The sequence below is a fragment of the Roseovarius mucosus DSM 17069 genome, from assembly GCF_000768555.3.
Classification (GTDB): domain Bacteria; phylum Pseudomonadota; class Alphaproteobacteria; order Rhodobacterales; family Rhodobacteraceae; genus Roseovarius; species Roseovarius mucosus.
The window spans coordinates 14,331-31,901 of record NZ_KN293991.1 but is presented as its reverse complement, the minus strand read 5'-3'; the positions used below and the strand labels follow the sequence as shown (position 1 = coordinate 31,901).

The window sequence follows — 17,571 nt, the reverse complement described above, 5'->3', positions numbered from 1 at the left end:
TGTCCCCCAAACCTTCAGAGTGCCGCCTTGAAAAGCGCGGTCAGATTGGCCTCGGTCAGTGTCACCGGGTTGCCGCCACAGCTCGGATCGGTCAGCGCATCTCGTACGAGGTCGGGGATCGCGGCCTCGGTCACGCCCAGATCGCTCAGGCGGCGCGGGATGCCGAGGCTGTCGTTGAAGTCCTGCACGAAGGCGCGGAATCCATCATAGCCGCCCTCAATTCCAAGATACCCTGCCGCCCGGTCAAACCGGTCGCGGATCACATCGGCGTTGAGGTCGAGCACGGCGGGCATGCAGACCGCATTGGTGGTGCCGTGGTGGGTGTTGAAATGCGCCCCGATCGGGTGGCTCATGGCGTGGATGGCGCCGAGACCTTTTTGAAACGCGGTGGCGCCCATGGCGGCTGCGCTCATCATCTGGGCGCGCGCCTCGATATCCGTGCCATCGGCATAGGCGCGCGGCAGGTAGTCGATCACAAGGCGCATGCCCTCAAGGGCTATGCCCTGCGACATCGGGTGGTAATGGGGCGAAGAGAAAGCCTCGACGCAATGAGCAAAAGCGTCAAGCCCGGTGCCTGCGGTGATGAATTTCGGCATGCCGACGGTCAGTTCGGGATCGCAGATCACGACTGTGGGCAGGAATTTGGGGTGAAAGATGATCTTTTTCGCATGGGTCACGGAATTGGTGATCACGCTGGCGCGCCCCACTTCCGAGCCGGTCCCGGCGGTGGTGGGCACGGCGATGATTGGTGCGATGGCATCGGCATTCGCGCGCGTCCACCAATCGCCGATGTCCTCGAAATCCCACACGGGCCGCGTCTGCCCCGCCATGAAGGCCACGCATTTACCCAAATCAAGACCCGAGCCGCCGCCAAAGGCGATCACGCCGTCATGCCCGCCCGCCTTGTAGGCGGCAACCCCGGCCTCGAGGTTGATCTCGTTGGGGTTGGGATCGACCTCTGAGAACATCGCGCGGCCAAGGCCCGCGGCGTCGAGAATGTCGAGCGTGCGGGCCGTCACCGGCAAGCCCGCAAGACCCTTGTCGGTCACGAGAAGCGGGCGTTTGATCCCGGCCTGCGCACAGGCGGCGGGCAGTTCGGCAATCCGGCCAGCGCCGAATTTGATCGCGGTCGGATAGGACCAGTTGGCAGTCAGGGTCATTTCGTCACCTTCTTGAGATGGTAGGATTTGGGGCGCGTGAGGTTGTGATAGCCGATCACCGAGAGACCGCCGCCGCGCCCGGTGTTCTTGCAGCCGGTCCAGCAGAGACCGGGATCGAGATAATCGGCACGGTTGAGGAATACCGTGCCGGTCTCGATCCGGTCGCCCACCGCCTGCGCGCGGGCGACGTCGGCGGTCCAGAGACTGGCGGTCAGGCCAAATTCGCTGTCATTCATCAGCGCGACGGCTTCGTCATCCGAGGCGACGGGCATGATGCCCACGACGGGGCCAAAGCTCTCGTCGCGCATGACGCGCATCTTGTGGGTTACATTCGTCAGGATTTGCGGCGTGAGATACGCCGCACCGTCATCCTCGGGCATGGTGGCGATATGCGCCGATGCCCCCATTTCGAGCGCCTCGGCCACCTGCGCGCGCACCTCTGCGGCAAAGCGCACATTCGCCATCGGCCCGATGGTGGTTTCAGCGATCAGCGGATTGCCCAGCTTGTAGGTGTTCACCAGCGCCACGGATTTCTCGACAAAGGCATCATAGAGGCTCTGGTGCACATAAATGCGTTCGATCCCGCAACAGCATTGCCCGGAATTGAACATCGCCCCGTCAATCAGCGTCTCAACCGCTGCGTCCAGATCGGCATCCTCCATCACATAGCCGGGGTCTTTGCCGCCAAGTTCCAGACCAAGCCCGGTAAAGGTGCCCGCTGCCGCCCGCTCCATCGCGCGCCCGCCGCCGACAGAGCCGGTGAAGTTGATGAAGTTGAAGGCACCGCCTGCGATCAGCGCAGACGTGGTGTCGTGATCGAGAAAGACGTTCTGGAACACATCTTCGGGCACGCCTGCCTCGTGGAAAGCGCGCGCCATGCGCTCGCCCACGAGGAGGGTTTGCGTCGCATGTTTCAAAACCACGGTGTTGCCTGCGATGAGCGCGGGGGCCACGGTGTTGATCGCGGTCATGTAGGGATAGTTCCACGGCGCCACGACAAAGACCACGCCATGCGGCACACGTTTGATATAGCGCAGGAAGGTGGCATCTTCGCCCACGGCGATGTCGGCCAACGCGCCTTGGGCAATCGTTGCCATATGGCTGGCGCGTTCGTTAAAGCCGTGGAATTCCCCACCATAGCGCACCGGGCGACCCATCATATGCGCCAGTTCCGGCACGATGTCGTCATTCATCGCCCCCACGGCGGCGACACCGGCCATCACCAGTTGGATGCGCTCTTGCAAGGGGCGCGCCGCCCATGCCGACTGCGCTGTGCGTGCCCGTTCGGCCGCCGCTTGCGCCGCAGCCAAGGACAGCACGGGACGCTCGGCATAGACCGATCCGTCGATGGGTGAGATACATTTCAATGTCTGCATGATCGCATCCTTGATCGCGGGCGTGACGCCCGTCCTTTCATCGTTCAACAAGTACTCAAGTCCGAGCGCGCGGCGCTCAGGCCCGCTCGAATCCGCGCGCCACCTCGTAATCCGTGACCACGCGGTCGAAATCCTCGATCTCGACCTCCGCGGCGCGGGCATAGTGATCTATGACCTCATCACCAAAGGTGTCGCGCAGGAATTGCGAGTCTTTCAGCGTGCGATAGGCATCGCGCAGCGTTTCGGGAATGCGGCCGCTCTCGCCGCTATAGGCATCCCCGGTCGCGGGCGGGGCCAGTTCCAGCTTGTCCTCGATGCCCTTGATGCCCGCCGCCAGCATCGCCGCCATCGCGAGGTAGGGGTTGAGATCCGAGCCACCCACGCGGCATTCCACGCGCACCGCCTTGGACCCTTCCCCGCAGAGGCGGAAGCCGGCGGTGCGATTGTCCACCGACCACAGGATGCGCGTGGGCGCAAAGGTGCCCTTCTGGAACCGCTTGTAGCTGTTGATATAGGGGGCGAGGAAATAAGTGTAATCGGGCGCGTATTTCAGCAGGCCCGCCATGTAATGTTTCATCAGTTGCGACATCCCGAGGCTGTCCTCGGGATCGAAGAACGCCGGTTTGCCATCCTGCCAGAGCGACTGATGCACATGACTGGACGAGCCGACGCGCCGGTGATCCCATTTCGGCAAAAAGCTGGCCGCATGACCCTGTTGCCAGGCAATCTCCTTGATCGCGTGTTTGGCGATGGTGTGGTAGTCGGCGGTATCGAGCGCGGGCGCGTATTTGATGTTGAGCTCTTCTTGCCCTGCCTCTGCCTCGCCCTTGGTGTTTTCGATGGGCAGACCGGCGGCATAGAGATGATTGCGGATGGGCCGCATTACATGCTCTTCCTTGGTGGTCTGGAAGATATTGTAATCCTCGTTATAGCCCGCCAGAGGTGTGAGGTCGCGATAGCCGGATTTGCGGATTTCGTCATAGCTCTTCTCAAACAGGAAGAACTCGAGTTCCGTTGCCATCATCGCGTCAAAGCCCATGGCATCGAGCCGCGCCAATTGCCCCTTGAGCATGGCACGAGGACTATGGGGGACCGGCGCATGGGTGTGGTGATCGAGCACATCGCAGAGCACCATCACCGTGCCCTCCAGCCAAGGCATCGGGCGCAGCGTGCTCAGATCGGGCTTCATCACATAGTCGCCATAGCCGCGCTCCCAGCTTGTGGCGGCAAAGCCCTCGGGCGTGGTCATCTCCAGATCGGTGGCCAGCAAGTAATTACAGCAATGGGTTTCTTCCCAAGCGCTGTTGACAAAATGGCTGGCGTGAAATCGTTTGCCCATGAGCCGCCCCTGCATGTCCACGAGACAAACGAGCACGGTATCGACCGTGCCGGCGGCAACCTTCGATTTGAGATCTTCGAGACTGAGGGCCATGGCGGCGTCCTTGTTTTTCATGCGGTATCGCGTCGGTATTACATCGGTATTCGGCGGGTGTCTTTACGTGACCCGGCCCCGCGTCTGGACGGGGCCGGGCGGTGTCGTCGCAGGGCGATCAGCCGTTGGTATAGGGAGGACCAGCCTTGTTGATTACCTCGTTATACTCGCGGAAGATGCCGACGATCTTTGCCTCGATCTCGCCTTCTGCGGCGATCTCGGTCCAGAACTCCTTGGCGGCATTCTCGACTTCGGCCCATTCATCGGCGGGCACCGTGCGCAGTTCCAGCTTGTCGCCGCGCGCGCGCAGGCGCGCTTCGCCGCCCCAATACCACTGATTGCGATAGGTGTGGCTGGCGTCGGTCGCGGCCATCACCAACTGCTTGAGGTGATCTGGCAGATCGGCCCACTGCCTCTGGTTCACGAACCAAGATCCGATCCACGCCCCCGAGATGTTGTTGGTCAGGAAATAGTCGGTCACGTTGGCCCAACCGACCGTGTAATCCTCGGTGATCCCCGACCATGCCATGCCGTCCAACTCGCCGGTCTGCACCGCCACCTCGGCATCCGCATAGGGAATGTTGACCGGCACGACGCCAAACTTGGCCAGGAACCGCCCGGCCGTGGGGAAGGTATAGAGCTTGAGCCCGTCAAGATCGGCGACAGACTTGATCTCTTTCTTGGTGTTGAAGTTGCACGGATCCTGTCCTGCCGAGGAAATCCACTGCACGCCAACCTTGGCGTATTCGTCGCGCCAGATGTCGGCGAGGCCGTATTGGTTAAAGAGCACCGGCACATCGAGGATATGCTTGGTGGCAAAGGGGAAATAGCCGCCGAACTGCCGCAGCGGTGTGGGCGATGCCATTGAATCGTCATCGGAATGGACCGCGTCGATGGTGCCGCGCTGGAGGGCCTGAAACAGCTCTCCGGTGGGCACGATCTGATCGGCATAGAATAGCTCGATCTCCATTTCACCATTGGCAGCACTGTTGACAAAATCGACCATCGGCTTGGTCACATGCTCGCCCAAGGCGCCGCCTGCATAGGTCTGCATCCGCCACTTGATCGGGGCTTGTGCCTTGACGATGGCGGGGCTCGCGAGCGTCGCCGCAGCACCTACCCCGGCGGTGGTGAGAAATTTTCTTCTGGTGGTCATGTCTTGATACTCCTGTTGGTTGCACTGTTTGGTTTGCTCCGTTGGCGGAGTTCTCGGGTTATTCCATCATCCATAAACAAGCTGCGGCAGCCAGAGCGCGATCTGCGGAAAGATGATCACAAGGGCCAGTGCCAGCATCATGACAAGCACGAAGGGCAGGATCGAGCGATAGATGTCGCGCAGGGTGATTTCGGGCGGGGCCATGGCCCGCATCAGGAACAGGTTATAGCCAAAGGGCGGCGTCATATAGGCGATCTGCGTGGTGATCGTGTAGAGCACGCCATACCATATAAGATCAAAGCCGAGCGCGCCGACCAGCGGCACATAGAGCGGGGCCACGATCACCAGCATGGCCGTATCGTCGAGGAATGTGCCCATGACGATGAAGCTGAGCTGCATCAGGATCAGGATCACCCATGGATCAAGCCCCAGCTTTTCAGTGAACAGGCTCTCGATCGCCTTGACCGCGCCCAGCCCGTCGAACACGGCGCCAAAGGCGAGGGCGGCAAGGATGATCCACATGAACATGCAGGAAATGCCGAGCGTCATGCGGACCGAGGTTTCAAACACGGTCTTCGTCATCCGCCCCTTGAGCACGGCGGCCATAAAGGCAGTCATCGCACCGATGGCCGAGCTTTCGACAAGGCTTGTCCAGCCGTTCACAAAGGGCACCATCATCGCGGCAAAGATGAACAGCGGCAGCAGACCGGCGCGCAGAAGTCTCAGCTTTTCGCCGAGAGGCATGGTGCGCTCGTCTGGCGGCAGGACCGGGCCAAGATGCGGCTGCATGCGGCAGCGCACATAGATGTAGAGGATAAAGAGCGCGGCCATCAGCAGCCCTGGCATGATCCCCGCGAGCCAAAGTTGACCCACGGGCTGTCGTGCGATCATCGCATAGAGCACCAGCACGACAGAGGGCGGCACGAGGATGCCAAGGCTCGATCCCGCCTGAATGACCCCTGTCACCATGATCTTGTCATAGCCGCGCCGCAGCAATTCCGGCAGGGCAATCGTTGCCCCGATCGCCATGCCTGCCACGCTGAGGCCGTTCATGGCCGACACCAGCACCATGAGGCCGATCGTGCCGATGGCAAGCCCGCCGCGCACTGGTCCCATCCAGACGTGGAACATCTTGTAGAGGTCGTCGGCGATGCGGCTCTCGCTCATCACGTAGCCCATGAAGATGAACATCGGCAGCGTCAGCAGCGGATACCAGTTCATCAGCTTGATCGCCGAGGCAAAGGCGATATCGAACCCGCCCCGGTCGCCCCAGAGCAACAGCGCCGCGATGACCGCAACAAAGCCGATGGCACCAAAGACGCGCTGCCCGGTGAAGAGCATCACCATCATGGTCGCGAACATGAAGAGCGCGATCATTTCATAGGACACTTGGTACCTCCTCGCCGCGCAGCCGCAGAATGTCGCGACACAGCTCTGCCAGTGTCTGCAACAGCATCAGGAAAACGCCGAAGACGAGGATCGTCTTGATCGGCCAGATCACGGGGCGCCAGACGGTCGAGCTGCGCTCCAGCACGCCGATCTTGGCGCGTGCGGCCTCGGCACCTTCTGTCACAAGCGTTCGCAGGAGGTCCCCGAAAAACACCATGGGTTCGGTACCGAAGTAGCCTAGGGAATAAGCGGTCGAGCTGATCCCGCCATAGAGCAACACGCCAAGGTAGAAGAGCAGAAAGAACACTGTGATCACGTCGACCATGGCACGCGTGCGGTTCGACCAATCGCCGTAAAACAGGTCCATCCGCACATTGCTGCCCATCTGGATCGAATAGGGCCCGCCCAGAACGTAATAGGCGACCATCACGAATTGCGCTGTCTCCAGCGTCCAGAGTGCGGGGGTGAAGAATGTCTTGGAGACCGAGGACCACAAGAGCACCCCGACCAGCGCGAAAATCAGATACATCGCGATTCGCCCGATAAAGCGGTTCATCGCGTCGATGATGCGGATGTAGGCGCGCATGGTTCTAAGCATGTGCGCCCCCTTGTATCGTTGCGCCTAGGGCACTGAGCGCTGGGCGCAGCAAGGTCAGCATCTCGTCGGCCATGCGCGCCTCGGCGGCGGCATCTTGCAAGAGGTCATTGCGGATCTCGATCATCACATTGGGCAGGTCATGCGCCAGCCCGTGCAGTTTCAGGGAATGGGTCACGCCATCCTCGGGGCCATAGGGATCGTTGCGCCGGATCACCCGATGGGGCAGGCGGTGCGCCTCGGCCAGCATGGCATCGGCGAGCCGCGTGTCCTTGTCATGGAGGATGCCGATTTCGCAGGCGCGGGGGGTGCCGAACCAGACCGGGGTAAAGCTGTGCATTGTGATCAGCGCGGTGGCCAGCCCCGCCGCCTTGCGCGCGGCGATCACCTGGCTGACAGCGCTGCAGAACGGCGCGTAGACCTGCGCGGCCCGGTCGGCGCGCTCCGCCTCGGTCAGGTTGCGATTGCCAGGCACCTCGATCAGTTCGGAGCGGTCCGGCATGGCACTTGCCGCCTCGGGGGGCCGGTTGCAGTCATAGACGAGGCGCGACACCTTGGCCGCCACCATCGGCGCATTGAGCGCCTTGGCCAGGGTCAGCGCCACAGCCTGCGCACCGGGGTCCCAGGCGGCATGGCTCTGCTGCGCCTCGGCGCTCAGCCCAAGGCCCTGATAACGCGCGGGAATGAAGTTCGACGCATGTTCGCACAGGATCAACGCCGGGCCAGTGGCCTGCGCGTCGATCACGTCGACCACGTCAGAATCATCCCGGTGCAGATCGTTTGTCATGCGCCCCCCTGCGGCATTTGTAAAAATGTTTCCACATGAGGAAAATTGTGTCAATATATTTCCAGCGGGCATCACCGGAATAAGATCCGGCCTGCCTGTTTCGACAGCACCCGTTCAGGAGCCGCGATGTGACCAAGCCTCCGCCAACCGTGCGCGACCTGATCCGCGCGCATTACAGCGCCCTCACCCAATCCGAGCGCAAGTTCGCGCAGGCGCTCTTGGACAGTTATCCGGCGGCTGGTCTCGCCTCGATCACCATCGTCGCGGCGAATGCGGGTGTCTCCACGCCGACGATCGCGCGCATGGTGCAGAAACTGGGCTTCAAGGGGTATCCGCAATTCCATCAGGCGCTGTTGAAAGAGTTGGAGGCCAAGGTCTCTGGCCCGACCCAACGCCGCGCCAATTGGGCCTCTGAGGCGCCGGCCACCCATTCGCTCAATCGCTTTGCTCAGGCGGTGACGCAGAACATCGAACAGACCTTTGCCAATATCGACAGCGCGCAGTTCGACGCGGCCGCGCGCCTCTTGGCCGATACCGATGGGCGGCTCTATCTGGTGGGGGGGCGAATCACACGGGCCTTGGCCGATTACGCCTTTACCCATTTTCAGGCGGTGCGCGGTCGGGTCACACATATGACCTCGTCTTCGGCGACATGGCCGCATTACGTGCTCGATATGGTCGAGGGTGACACCCTGCTGATGTTCGATATTCGTCGCTATGAAACCAGCCTGATGCGGCTGGCCGAGATCGCCACGGCGCGTGGCGTGCGCGTGGTGCTCATTACCGACCAGTGGATGAGCCCAATTTCGGACCTTGCCACCCATACCTTTAATTGCTGGGTCGAAATCCCCTCGGCTTGGGATTCCAACATCTCGACCATGATGCTTCTTGAGGCGCTGATCGCGGCGGTCCAAGAAGAACGCTGGCCCGCCACCCGCGAGCGCTATGAACAGTTGGACGAGCTGTTCAACGCGACCCGGCTGTTTCAGAAATAGCCACGACCTTGCCCGCGATCAGATGGGTGATCTGGGCCGCCGCCTGTGCCACGGCCGCGCCGAATTCCGAAATCTGCGCATCATGGAACCGGCTGCTGGGGCCAGAGATGGACACCCCGGCGCAGGGTTCGCCACGGTCGTTGAATATCGCGGCCCCGATGCAGGACATGCCGTCGTACCGCTCGTTGCGGTCAAACGACCAACCGCGCGCGCGGGTTTCCGCAAGATCGTCGAAAAGCGCGCGCGGGGTGATCAGGGTTTCTTCGGTAAACCCCTTGAGGCCTGCGCCCTTGAGCAAGGCCATCAGCCGATCCTCGGGCAGTGCGGCCAGAATCGCCTTGCCGGTGCCGGATGCATGCATCGGCGTGCGTGATCCGGGCGGAAAGAAGGCGCGGATCGGATTCTGAGTCTCGACCTGGCCGATAAAGACCACTTCGGCCCCGTCCGGCACCGCGAGATTCGCGGTTTCGCCGGTCTGCTCCATCAATCGGCGCATCACGGGCCGGCCCGCATCGGCCAGATTGGTGCGTTTGAGATAGGCAACGCCGGTGCGGTAGGCCTCGATGCCGATGGTCCAATCCTGCCGCTCTTCGTCGAAGCGCACGAAGTCGCGCTTTTGCAGGGTGGTCAATATCCGGTGCGTCGTGGCGGTGGGGATGCCAAGGCTGAGCGACAGATCGGTCAGGTTCACCCCCTCTTGCCGGGCCACGGCGGTCAGCACCGATAGCGCGCGATCCAGCGCTTGCATGGTCCCGGCGCTGCTATCGGCAAACTGCGATTTCGGACGGCCGCGCGCGCGCTTGGTCTGGGTCATGGTCGTGATTCCCTTGCTGGTTCACTCGGTAGGCGATTGTATGCAGAATAAAAAATATTTTCACGCATTTCCTTAAATTGGATTTGGAAAAATGAAAATCAAATAAAAACATGCGCTTGCTTATTTAATTAATAAAATGAAAATGCCTTTCAAGAAAATTGCAAAGTGGGGCCGTCTTCACCATATTGGCGCTATCTCAGAGGAGGATGGTGCAATGTCAGATCAAAACCCGGTTTTCATCCCCGGTCCTACGAATATCCCCGACCGGTTGCGTCGCGCCATGCAGGTGCAGACACAGGATCACCGCTCGCCCGCTTTCGTCAACACGCTTGCCCCGGTTCTCAAGGGCTGCAAGACGGTCTTTGGCACGGCCAAGGGTGAGATCATCACCTTTCCCGCGTCGGGCACAGGTGGCTGGGAGGCGGCGATCACCAACACCCTCAGCCCCGGCGACAAGGTTCTGGTGGCGCGCTACGGCATGTTCAGCCATCGCTGGATCGATATGTGCGAGCGCCACGGGCTGGATGTTCAGATCATCGAATGCCCTTGGGGCAGCGGCGCCCCTGCCGACCGTTTCCAAGAGGCGCTGACGGCCGACAAGGGCCACAGCATCAAGGCCGTTCTCGTCACCCATAACGAGACCGCGACCGGCGTCGTGTCCAACATTGCAGCCGTTCGGGCCGCGATGAAGGCCGCCAAGCACCCGGCGCTGTTGATGGTCGATTGCGTCAGTTCCTTGGGCTCGATGCCCTTCGAGATGGACACCTGGGGCGTTGATATCGCAGTCTCCGGGTCGCAAAAGGGCTTCATGCTCAACACCGGCATGGCGATTCTCGCCGTCAGCCCCAAGGCGCTGGCGATGATGGAAACCGCGAAATTGCCGCGCACCTTCTTTGATTTCCGTGATATGATGGGTGCAAATGCCAAGGGCGGCTTTCCCTATACCCCGCCGCTGCAGCTGATCTACGGTATGGCCGAGAGCCTGAACATGCTGTTCGAGGAAGGCTTGGACAATGTCTATGCCCGTCACACCCGGATTGCTGAGGGCGTGCGCCTCGCGGTTGCGGCTTGGGGCTTGAAACTGGTGGCGCAGACGCCAGATCTGTATTCTGACACGGTCAGCGCGGTTTTCGTCCCCGAAGGCTTTGACAGCAACCGTTTGACCGAGCGCGTGTTCTCTACCTATGGCATGAGCTTTGGTGTGGGGCTGGGTGAAATGAACGGCCGCGCTTTCCGTATCGGCCATCTTGGGAGCCTGACCGAGTCGATGATGCTCTCGGGTCTTGCAACGCTCGAAATGGCCATGGCGGATCTGAATTACCCCGTTAAAATGGGGTCTGGCGTGATCGCGGCGCAGGAATACTACCGCTCGACCGCCAAGCCTGTTTTGGCCGAAAAAGCCGCGTGAAAGGAAGACCAAATGCTGGATCAACGTAGTCCGAGCGATCTGACCATCGACGATGTGCGTGCCGCGCATGAGCGGATCAAACCCTATATCCACCGCACGCCCGTGCTGACCTCGTCTTATCTGAATGAGCTGACCGGGGCGGAATTGTTCTTCAAATGCGAGAACTTCCAAAAGGCGGGGGCCTTCAAGGTGCGCGGAGCCTCGAACGCGGTGTTCGGGTTGACCGACGAGATGGCCAAGATGGGCGTGGCGACCCACAGCTCTGGCAATCATGCGCTGTCGCTCAGCTATGCCGCAGGGCGGCGCGGCATCCCCTGTCATGTGGTCATGCCCCGCACCGCGCCGCAGGCGAAAAAGGATGCGGTGCGCGGCTATGGCGGGATCATCACGGAATGCGAGCCGTCAACGACCAGCCGCGAAGAGGTGTTCGCCAAGGTGCAGGCAGAAACCGGAGCGGAATTCGTGCATCCCTACAATGACCTGCGCGTCATCACCGGGCAGGCGACCTGTTCGCTTGAATTGATGGAGCAGGTTGAGGGGCTGAATGCCGTGATCGCCCCTATTGGTGGGGGTGGTATGGTGTCCGGCACCTGTCTGACGCTGTCGAACATCGCGCCGCATGTCGAGATCTATGCAGCAGAGCCCGAGCAGGCCGATGACGCCTATCGCAGCTTCAAGGCGGGCCATATCATCGCCGATGACGCGCCCGATACCGTGGCGGATGGCCTCAAGGTGCCGCTCAAGGAAAACACCTGGCATTTCGTGAGCCATAATGTGACCGACATCCTGACCGCCAGCGAAGAGGAAATCATCGACGCGATGAAGCTCACGTGGAAGCGGATGAAGATCGTGATCGAGGCAAGCTGTTCCGTGCCCCTTGCCACCATCCTCAAAAACCGCGAGGTTTTCGCGGGCAAGCGTGTCGGCGTGATCATCACGGGGGGCAATGTCGATCTCGACACGCTGCCGTGGATCAAATGAACAATAACGTAGGGTGCGCGGTCCCCGCGCGCCGCAACTGAACAACCCGTAATCAGGGAGGAACTCCGATGAAAGACACGATCAATCTCGACGCCTATGAGGTAGGCTACGACATTCCCGCATTGCCGGGCATGGACGAATCCGAAATTCAGACCCCTTGCTTGGTGCTTGATCTCGACGCTCTCGAGCGCAACATCAAGAAAATGGGCGATTGGGCCCGCGATCATGGCATGCGCCACCGCGTGCACGGCAAGATGCACAAATCCGTTGACGTGGCAAAGCTGCAAGAGAGCCTTGGTGGTGCCTGCGGCGTTTGCTGTCAAAAGGTCAGCGAGGCCGAAGTCTTTGCCCGTGGCGGCATCAAGGATGTTCTCGTGTCCAACCAGGTTCGCGATCCGGCCAAGATCGACCGTCTGGCCCGCATGCCGAAACTTGGCGCGCGCACCATCTGCTGCGTTGATGATCTGGCCAACGTCGCCGACCTCTCGGCGGCGGCGCAAAAGCATGGCACCGAAATCGAATGTCTCGTTGAAATCGACTGTGGCGCTGGGCGCTGCGGTGTGACGACAACCCCCGCCGTGGTGGAGATCGCCAAGGCGATTGACGCCGCACCCGGCCTCAAGTTCGCGGGCATTCAAGCCTATCAGGGCGCGATGCAGCACATGGACAAATACGAAGACCGCAAGGCCAAGATCGACCTCGCCGTTGCGCAGGTCAAGGATGCCGTTGACACGCTCAAGGCCGAAGGGCTGGAGTGCGACATCGTAGGTGGCGGCGGCACTGGCAGCTACTATTTCGAAGGTAACTCGGGCGTCTATAACGAGCTTCAGTGTGGCTCTTACGCCTTTATGGATGCCGATTATGGCCGCATCCTCGACAAGGACGGCAAGCGTATTGACCAAGGCGAATGGGAAAATGCGCTGTTCATCCTGACCTCTGTCATGAGCCATGCCAAGGCCGACAAGGCCATCGTTGACGCGGGCCTCAAGGCACAGTCGGTCGACTCGGGCCTGCCCTTCGTCTTTGGCCGCACGGATGTGCAATATGTCAAATGCTCGGACGAGCATGGCGTTGTGTCCGATCCCGATGGCGTGCTCAAGGTCAATGAAAAGCTGCGCCTTGTGCCGGGTCACTGCGATCCGACCTGCAACGTGCATGACTGGTATGTCGGCGTGCGGGGCGGCAAGGTCGAAACCGTTTGGCCGGTGTCGGCACGCGGCCGGGCCTACTAAGGGCTGGCATGATGAATACCCAACAACAGGTGGCCGCCGACGGTTTCGTGATCGTCGGCGAGGAAATCTGCCAGAAAATCATCAGCCGGGCGGATGCCTTTGGCGCGGTCGAGGCGGTGTTTGCCGCGATGGCAAGCGGCGATGCCTATAACTTTCCGGTGGTTCGCGAGGCGATCGGTCATGCCGATGCGCTCTATGGCTTCAAGGGTGGGTTTGACCGCTCTGGCCTGTCGCTGGGCCTCAAGGCCGGGGGTTATTGGCCGGGCAATATGGACAAGGGGCTGACCAACCATCAGTCCACCGTGTTCCTGTTTGATCCCGATACCGGGCGTCTTTCGGCGCTGGTGGGCGGCAATTACCTGACCGCCATTCGCACGGCGGCGTCGTCCTCGGTCTCGATCGCCCATCTCGCGCGCAAGGACTCGAAAGTCTTGGGCATGGTCGGTGCAGGGCATCAATCCACCTTCCAGTTGCGTGCCGCCGTCGAGCAGCGCGCGTTTGAAAAGGTGGTGGCATGGAACCCGCATCCCGACATGCTGCCGCGCCTTGGTGCCGTGGCAAAAGAGCTGGGGCTGGAGTTCGAGGCGGTCACGCAAGAGGAACTTGGTGCGCAGGCCGATGTGATCATCACGATCACCTCAGCCTTTGAGCCGCTGATGATGGCCGACTGGATCAAGCCCGGCACGCATATCGCCTGCATGGGCACCGACACCAAGGGCAAGCAAGAGGTCGACCCGGCGCTCTTTACCCGTGCCACGGTTTTTGCCGATGAGATCGCGCAGTCGATCACCATCGGCGAGGCACAGCATGCGGTGGCCAAGGGCCTGATTGCCGAAGGCGACATCACCCCCATCGGCGCTGTGATCAACGGCACCCATGGCGGGCGCGCGTCGGAGGCGGAAATCACGCTGTTTGACGGAACGGGCGTCGGGCTTCAGGATCTTGCCGTGGCCTCGGTCGCGGCCAAGCTGGCGCGTGAACAAGGGCTGGTGACACCCATCACCCTGGGCTGATCCGGTTCATAACAGTTTGGTGAAATTTGCACAGGCAGCCGTTACTACGGTTGCCTGTTCGCGTTTTACGTGTAGCTTGACCGCGCAAGACGCGGCTGGACGGGATGATCCGGGCACGCGTTCCACAGGGAGGATCAGATGTCTAAATTCGCTTTTGGCGCCATTCTTGCGGCCACTACGGCCCTTGCACCACTCACCGCTGCAGCGCAGACCGAGATTCAATTCTGGCACGCCTTCACGGGGCGGCTGGCCGAATTGCTCGATGAACAGGTTGCTGGCTTTAACGCCGGGCAGAGCGATTACAAGGTCACTGCCACGCCCAAAGGCAATTATTCCGAGGCGCTGAATGCCGGGATCGCCGCGTTCCGCGCGGGCGAACAGCCGCAAATCCTCCAGGTCTTCGAGGTTGGCACCGCAAGCATGATGGCCGCCAAAGGGGCAATCAAGCCGGTCTACGAGGTCATGGCCGAGTCGGGTCTGCCCTTTGATCCCAATGCCTACCTCTCTGCCGTCACCGGCTATTACACCACCGCCGAGGGGCAAATGCTCTCGTTGCCCTACAACTCTTCGACGCAGGTTCTCTATGTGAATCGCGACGCGCTGGAAGGGGCGGGGATCGACCCCGACACGGACCTCAGCACATGGCAAAACGTTGACACGGTGCTGGGCCAACTCAAAGAGGCGGGCCATGCCTGCCCCTACACCACCTCCTGGCAGAGCTGGGTACATCTCGAGAGCTTCTCGGCCTATCACAATGTGCCGTTTGCCACGCAGGCCAATGGTTTTGGCGGTCTGGATACGGAACTTGTGTTCAACGGACCGCTCCAGGTGCAGCATATCTCCAAGCTGGGGGAATGGGCGCAGGACGGCAAATTCATCTATGCCGGTCGCCGCAACGAAGCCGGGGCCAATTTCCGCGCCGGAAACTGTGCCCTCTTCACCGAAAGCTCGGCAGGCTATGCCGGCGTCAAGGCCGAGGCACAGTTCGACTTCCAGATCCGCCCCTTGCCCTATTGGGACGGGGTCGAGGGTGCGCCGCAGAATACCATCATCGGCGGCGCGTCGCTCTGGGTGCTGGCCGGGCATGAGCCCGAGGAATACAAGGCTACCGCCGCTTTCCTCAACTACCTCTCTTCGCCCGAGGTGCAGGCGCAATGGCACCAGAACACCGGCTATCTGCCCATCACCTCTGCCGCTGCCGAGGTGACGCGCGCGGCAGGTTTCTACGAGGCCAACCCCGGCACGGATATTGCCGTGATCCAGATGACCAGCAAGGAACCGACCGAGAATTCCAAAGGGTTGCGTCTTGGGTCTTTTGACCAAATCCGCGCGATCATCGACGAAGAGCTTGAGGCGGTCTGGTCCGGTGACAAGGACGCTCAGGCGGCGCTGGATACGGCGGTGGAACGCGGCAATCAACTGCTGCGCCGCTTCGAGCAAGCCAATCGCTGAGACAAGGGCGGGGCCGGGCAACCGGCCCCTGACCGTGCATGGAAAAACGTGTCACCTTCAAGGGCTGGCTCTTGCCGCTCTGCCTGATTGCCCCGCAGGTGTTGATCTCTGCGGTGTTCTTCTTTTATCCGGCGGGGCAGGCGGTCTGGCAGTCGCTCTTTATCCCTGATCCTTTCGGCCTGTCGTCGCAATTCGTGGGGCTGGGGAATTTCGAGTATCTTCTTGGCGATCCCTATTACCGCGCATCCTTTGTGACCACGGCGGTATTTTCCACGCTGGTCACGCTGGCGTCGATGATCCCGGCGCTGTTTCTGGCGGTCATGGCCGACCGGCTGGTGAAATCGGCGGGCACATACCGGACGCTGCTCATATGGCCCTATGCCGTGGCCCCGGCCATCGCGGGGGTGCTGTGGATGTTCATGTTCAACACCCGCGTGGGCGTGGTGTCGTGGTATCTGGGGCAATTGGGCTATGACTGGAACCATGTGCTGAACGGGACCGAGGCGATGGGGCTGGTCGTCGCCGCCTCTGCCTGGGGGCGGATCAGCTATAATTTCCTGTTCTTCTTTGCCGCGCTTCAGGCCGTGCCCCGCTCGATCATCGAGGCCGCTGCCATCGACGGCGCGCGCTTTTGGCGGCGGTTCTTTACCATCGTGCTGCCGCTCCTGTCGCCCACCACGTTTTTCCTGCTCGTGGTCAATATCGTCTATGCGTTTTTCGAAACCTTCGGCGTGATCCACACCATCACTGCCGGTGGGCCGCAGCAATCCACGACGATACTCGTCTACAAGGTGTTTTCCGATGGCTTTGTCAGTCAGGATCTGGGGTCTAGCGCCGCGCAATCGGTGATCCTGTTGGTGGTCGTGGGCCTGCTCACGGTGCTGCAATTCAAATACATCGAGAAACGGGTGCATTACTGATGGCGCGCGAGATCACAGGCATGGTGGAGCGGCGCGGTGCGGGTCTTTGGCTCACGCATCTGTGCATGATCGCGGGCGTGCTCGTGATTTTCTTTCCGATCTGGCTGGCTTTCGTTGCCTCGACCGTGACGCAGCCGGAAATCGTGCGCCCGCCGATGCCGCTCTGGCCCGGTGACCAACTGATCGAGAATTACACCGCAGCCCTTTTCTCGGGCGTCAACGTGCCGGTGCTGACCATGCTGGGCAATTCGCTGGTCATGGCGGTGGGGATTGCCGTGGGCAAGATCATCATCTCGCTCACCTCTGCCTTTGCCATCGTCTATTTCCGCTTTCCGGGGCGCAATATGTTCTTCTGGTTGATCTTCCTCACCTTGATGCTCCCGGTCGAGGTGCGGATCGTGCCGACCTATGAAGTCATCGCTGGCTTTGGCATGCTCAACAGTTATCAGGGTCTGATCTTTCCGCTTGTCGCGTCGGCCACTGCAACCTTTCTCTTTCGTCAATTCTTCCTCACTATTCCCGATGAGTTGGCCGAAGCGGCGCGCGTCGACGGGGCGAGCCCGATGCAGTTCTTTCGCGATATCCTATTGCCGATGAGCCGCACCAATATCGCGGCGCTTTTCGTGATCCTCTTCATCTATGGCTGGAACCAGTATCTCTGGCCCCTTCTGATCACCACGGATCCGTCGATGAACACGATCGTCATGGGCATCCGCCAGATGTTTCCATCGGGCGATGACGTGGCCGATTGGCCGGTGATCATGGCCACCTCGATCCTTGCGATGATCCCGCCGGTGGTGGTGGTCATCTCGATGCAGAAACTCTTTATCCGCGGCCTCGTGGACAGCGAGAAATAGACCC

16 protein-coding genes are annotated in these 17,571 nt (G+C 61.0%); 8 read left to right on the top strand and 8 right to left on the bottom strand.

The window, feature by feature from the left end; all coding sequences use genetic code 11:
• Window positions 1-14: 14 nt before the first annotated feature.
• The 7 genes from ROSMUC_RS17875 to ROSMUC_RS17845 all read right to left on the bottom strand — a co-directional run bounded on the left by ROSMUC_RS17875 (window position 15) and on the right by ROSMUC_RS17845 (window position 7,895).
• Window positions 15-1,160 carry an iron-containing alcohol dehydrogenase gene (locus tag ROSMUC_RS17875; RefSeq protein WP_037275883.1) on the bottom strand — a complete coding sequence of 382 codons (1,146 nt, stop codon included), beginning with the start codon at window positions 1,158-1,160 and terminating at the stop codon, window positions 15-17.
• Window positions 1,157-2,536: an aldehyde dehydrogenase family protein gene (locus ROSMUC_RS17870; RefSeq protein WP_425442851.1), complete on the bottom strand. Its 1,380-nt coding sequence runs from the start codon at window positions 2,534-2,536 to the stop codon at window positions 1,157-1,159. The genes ROSMUC_RS17875 and ROSMUC_RS17870 overlap by 4 nt, the downstream gene beginning before the upstream one ends.
• 76 nt (window positions 2,537-2,612) lie before the next feature.
• Window positions 2,613-3,968 (bottom strand): glutamine synthetase family protein, encoded by a 1,356-nt coding sequence (locus tag ROSMUC_RS17865; RefSeq protein ID WP_037276812.1) that lies wholly within the window; start codon window positions 3,966-3,968, stop codon window positions 2,613-2,615.
• Window positions 3,969-4,086: 118 nt separating this feature from the next.
• Window positions 4,087-5,124, bottom strand: coding sequence for a TRAP transporter substrate-binding protein (locus tag ROSMUC_RS17860; protein ID WP_037275880.1), 1,038 nt, complete (start codon window positions 5,122-5,124; stop codon window positions 4,087-4,089).
• A 66-nt stretch (window positions 5,125-5,190) separates the two neighbouring features.
• On the bottom strand, window positions 5,191-6,513 hold the full coding sequence (locus tag ROSMUC_RS17855; protein WP_037275877.1) for a TRAP transporter large permease: 1,323 nt from the start codon (window positions 6,511-6,513) through the stop codon (window positions 5,191-5,193).
• Entirely contained in the window at window positions 6,503-7,111 is a 609-nt protein-coding gene (locus ROSMUC_RS17850; RefSeq protein WP_037275875.1) for a TRAP transporter small permease subunit, read from the bottom strand. The genes ROSMUC_RS17855 and ROSMUC_RS17850 overlap by 11 nt, the downstream gene beginning before the upstream one ends.
• Window positions 7,104-7,895, bottom strand: a complete 792-nt coding sequence (locus tag ROSMUC_RS17845) for an N-formylglutamate amidohydrolase (protein WP_037275874.1) — start codon at window positions 7,893-7,895, stop codon at window positions 7,104-7,106. The genes ROSMUC_RS17850 and ROSMUC_RS17845 overlap by 8 nt, the downstream gene beginning before the upstream one ends.
• Window positions 7,896-8,023: 128 nt before the next feature.
• Between ROSMUC_RS17845 and ROSMUC_RS17840 the strand changes: the two genes are divergently transcribed.
• A complete protein-coding gene (locus ROSMUC_RS17840) occupies window positions 8,024-8,890 on the top strand; it encodes a MurR/RpiR family transcriptional regulator (protein ID WP_037275872.1) in 867 nt (288 codons plus the stop codon).
• On the opposite strand, the gene bhcR is transcribed toward ROSMUC_RS17840, so the two are convergent.
• The gene (gene bhcR, locus ROSMUC_RS17835; protein WP_037275870.1) at window positions 8,862-9,704 is read right to left on the bottom strand and encodes an HTH-type transcriptional regulator BhcR; all 843 of its coding nucleotides are present in this window, start codon (window positions 9,702-9,704) and stop codon (window positions 8,862-8,864) included. The genes ROSMUC_RS17840 and bhcR overlap by 29 nt on opposite strands.
• A 214-nt stretch (window positions 9,705-9,918) precedes the next feature.
• On the opposite strand from bhcR, the gene bhcA reads away from it, so the two are divergent.
• The 7 genes from bhcA to ugpE all read left to right on the top strand — a co-directional run bounded on the left by bhcA (window position 9,919) and on the right by ugpE (window position 17,567).
• Window positions 9,919-11,112 carry an L-aspartate--glyoxylate aminotransferase BhcA gene (gene bhcA, locus ROSMUC_RS17830; protein WP_037276810.1) on the top strand — a complete coding sequence of 398 codons (1,194 nt, stop codon included), beginning with the start codon at window positions 9,919-9,921 and terminating at the stop codon, window positions 11,110-11,112.
• Between the two features lie 12 nt (window positions 11,113-11,124).
• Complete coding sequence (gene bhcB, locus ROSMUC_RS17825) at window positions 11,125-12,093, top strand: beta-hydroxyaspartate dehydratase BhcB (RefSeq protein ID WP_037275867.1); 969 nt, start codon at window positions 11,125-11,127, stop codon at window positions 12,091-12,093.
• A gap of 68 nt (window positions 12,094-12,161) precedes the next feature.
• Window positions 12,162-13,325, top strand: a complete 1,164-nt coding sequence (bhcC, locus tag ROSMUC_RS17820) for a 3-hydroxy-D-aspartate aldolase BhcC (protein WP_037275865.1) — start codon at window positions 12,162-12,164, stop codon at window positions 13,323-13,325.
• Between the two features lie 8 nt (window positions 13,326-13,333).
• Window positions 13,334-14,338 (top strand): iminosuccinate reductase BhcD, encoded by a 1,005-nt coding sequence (gene bhcD, locus ROSMUC_RS17815; RefSeq protein WP_206018475.1) that lies wholly within the window; start codon window positions 13,334-13,336, stop codon window positions 14,336-14,338.
• Between the two features lie 138 nt (window positions 14,339-14,476).
• Window positions 14,477-15,790, top strand: coding sequence for a sn-glycerol-3-phosphate ABC transporter substrate-binding protein UgpB (gene ugpB / locus ROSMUC_RS17810; protein ID WP_037275863.1), 1,314 nt, complete (start codon window positions 14,477-14,479; stop codon window positions 15,788-15,790).
• Between the two features lie 38 nt (window positions 15,791-15,828).
• Complete coding sequence (ugpA, locus tag ROSMUC_RS17805) at window positions 15,829-16,710, top strand: sn-glycerol-3-phosphate ABC transporter permease UgpA (RefSeq protein WP_037275859.1); 882 nt, start codon at window positions 15,829-15,831, stop codon at window positions 16,708-16,710.
• A gap of 20 nt (window positions 16,711-16,730) precedes the next feature.
• Window positions 16,731-17,567, top strand: a complete 837-nt coding sequence (gene ugpE / locus ROSMUC_RS17800) for a sn-glycerol-3-phosphate ABC transporter permease UgpE (protein WP_037276808.1) — start codon at window positions 16,731-16,733, stop codon at window positions 17,565-17,567.
• Window positions 17,568-17,571 lie beyond the last annotated feature (4 nt).

Excerpts from the sequence above, each read along its gene's own strand:
- bhcD (WP_206018475.1), top strand. The coding sequence starts at position 13,334 with ATGATGAATACCCAACAACAGGTGGCCGCCGACGGTTTCGTGATCGTC.
- ROSMUC_RS17850 (WP_037275875.1), bottom strand. The coding sequence starts at position 7,111 with ATGCTTAGAACCATGCGCGCCTACATCCGCATCATCGACGCGATGAAC.
- ROSMUC_RS17845 (WP_037275874.1), bottom strand. The coding sequence starts at position 7,895 with ATGACAAACGATCTGCACCGGGATGATTCTGACGTGGTCGACGTGATC.
- ugpA (WP_037275859.1), top strand. The coding sequence starts at position 15,829 with ATGGAAAAACGTGTCACCTTCAAGGGCTGGCTCTTGCCGCTCTGCCTG.
- ugpE (WP_037276808.1), top strand. The coding sequence starts at position 16,731 with ATGGTGGAGCGGCGCGGTGCGGGTCTTTGGCTCACGCATCTGTGCATG.
- ugpB (WP_037275863.1), top strand. The coding sequence starts at position 14,477 with ATGTCTAAATTCGCTTTTGGCGCCATTCTTGCGGCCACTACGGCCCTT.
- bhcA (WP_037276810.1), top strand. The coding sequence starts at position 9,919 with ATGTCAGATCAAAACCCGGTTTTCATCCCCGGTCCTACGAATATCCCC.
- ROSMUC_RS17860 (WP_037275880.1), bottom strand. The coding sequence starts at position 5,124 with ATGACCACCAGAAGAAAATTTCTCACCACCGCCGGGGTAGGTGCTGCG.
- ROSMUC_RS17865 (WP_037276812.1), bottom strand. The coding sequence starts at position 3,968 with ATGGCCCTCAGTCTCGAAGATCTCAAATCGAAGGTTGCCGCCGGCACG.
- bhcB (WP_037275867.1), top strand. The coding sequence starts at position 11,125 with ATGCTGGATCAACGTAGTCCGAGCGATCTGACCATCGACGATGTGCGT.
- bhcR (WP_037275870.1), bottom strand. The coding sequence starts at position 9,704 with ATGACCCAGACCAAGCGCGCGCGCGGCCGTCCGAAATCGCAGTTTGCC.
- ROSMUC_RS17870 (WP_425442851.1), bottom strand. The coding sequence starts at position 2,536 with ATGCAGACATTGAAATGTATCTCACCCATCGACGGATCGGTCTATGCC.
- bhcC (WP_037275865.1), top strand. The coding sequence starts at position 12,162 with ATGAAAGACACGATCAATCTCGACGCCTATGAGGTAGGCTACGACATT.
- ROSMUC_RS17875 (WP_037275883.1), bottom strand. The coding sequence starts at position 1,160 with ATGACCCTGACTGCCAACTGGTCCTATCCGACCGCGATCAAATTCGGC.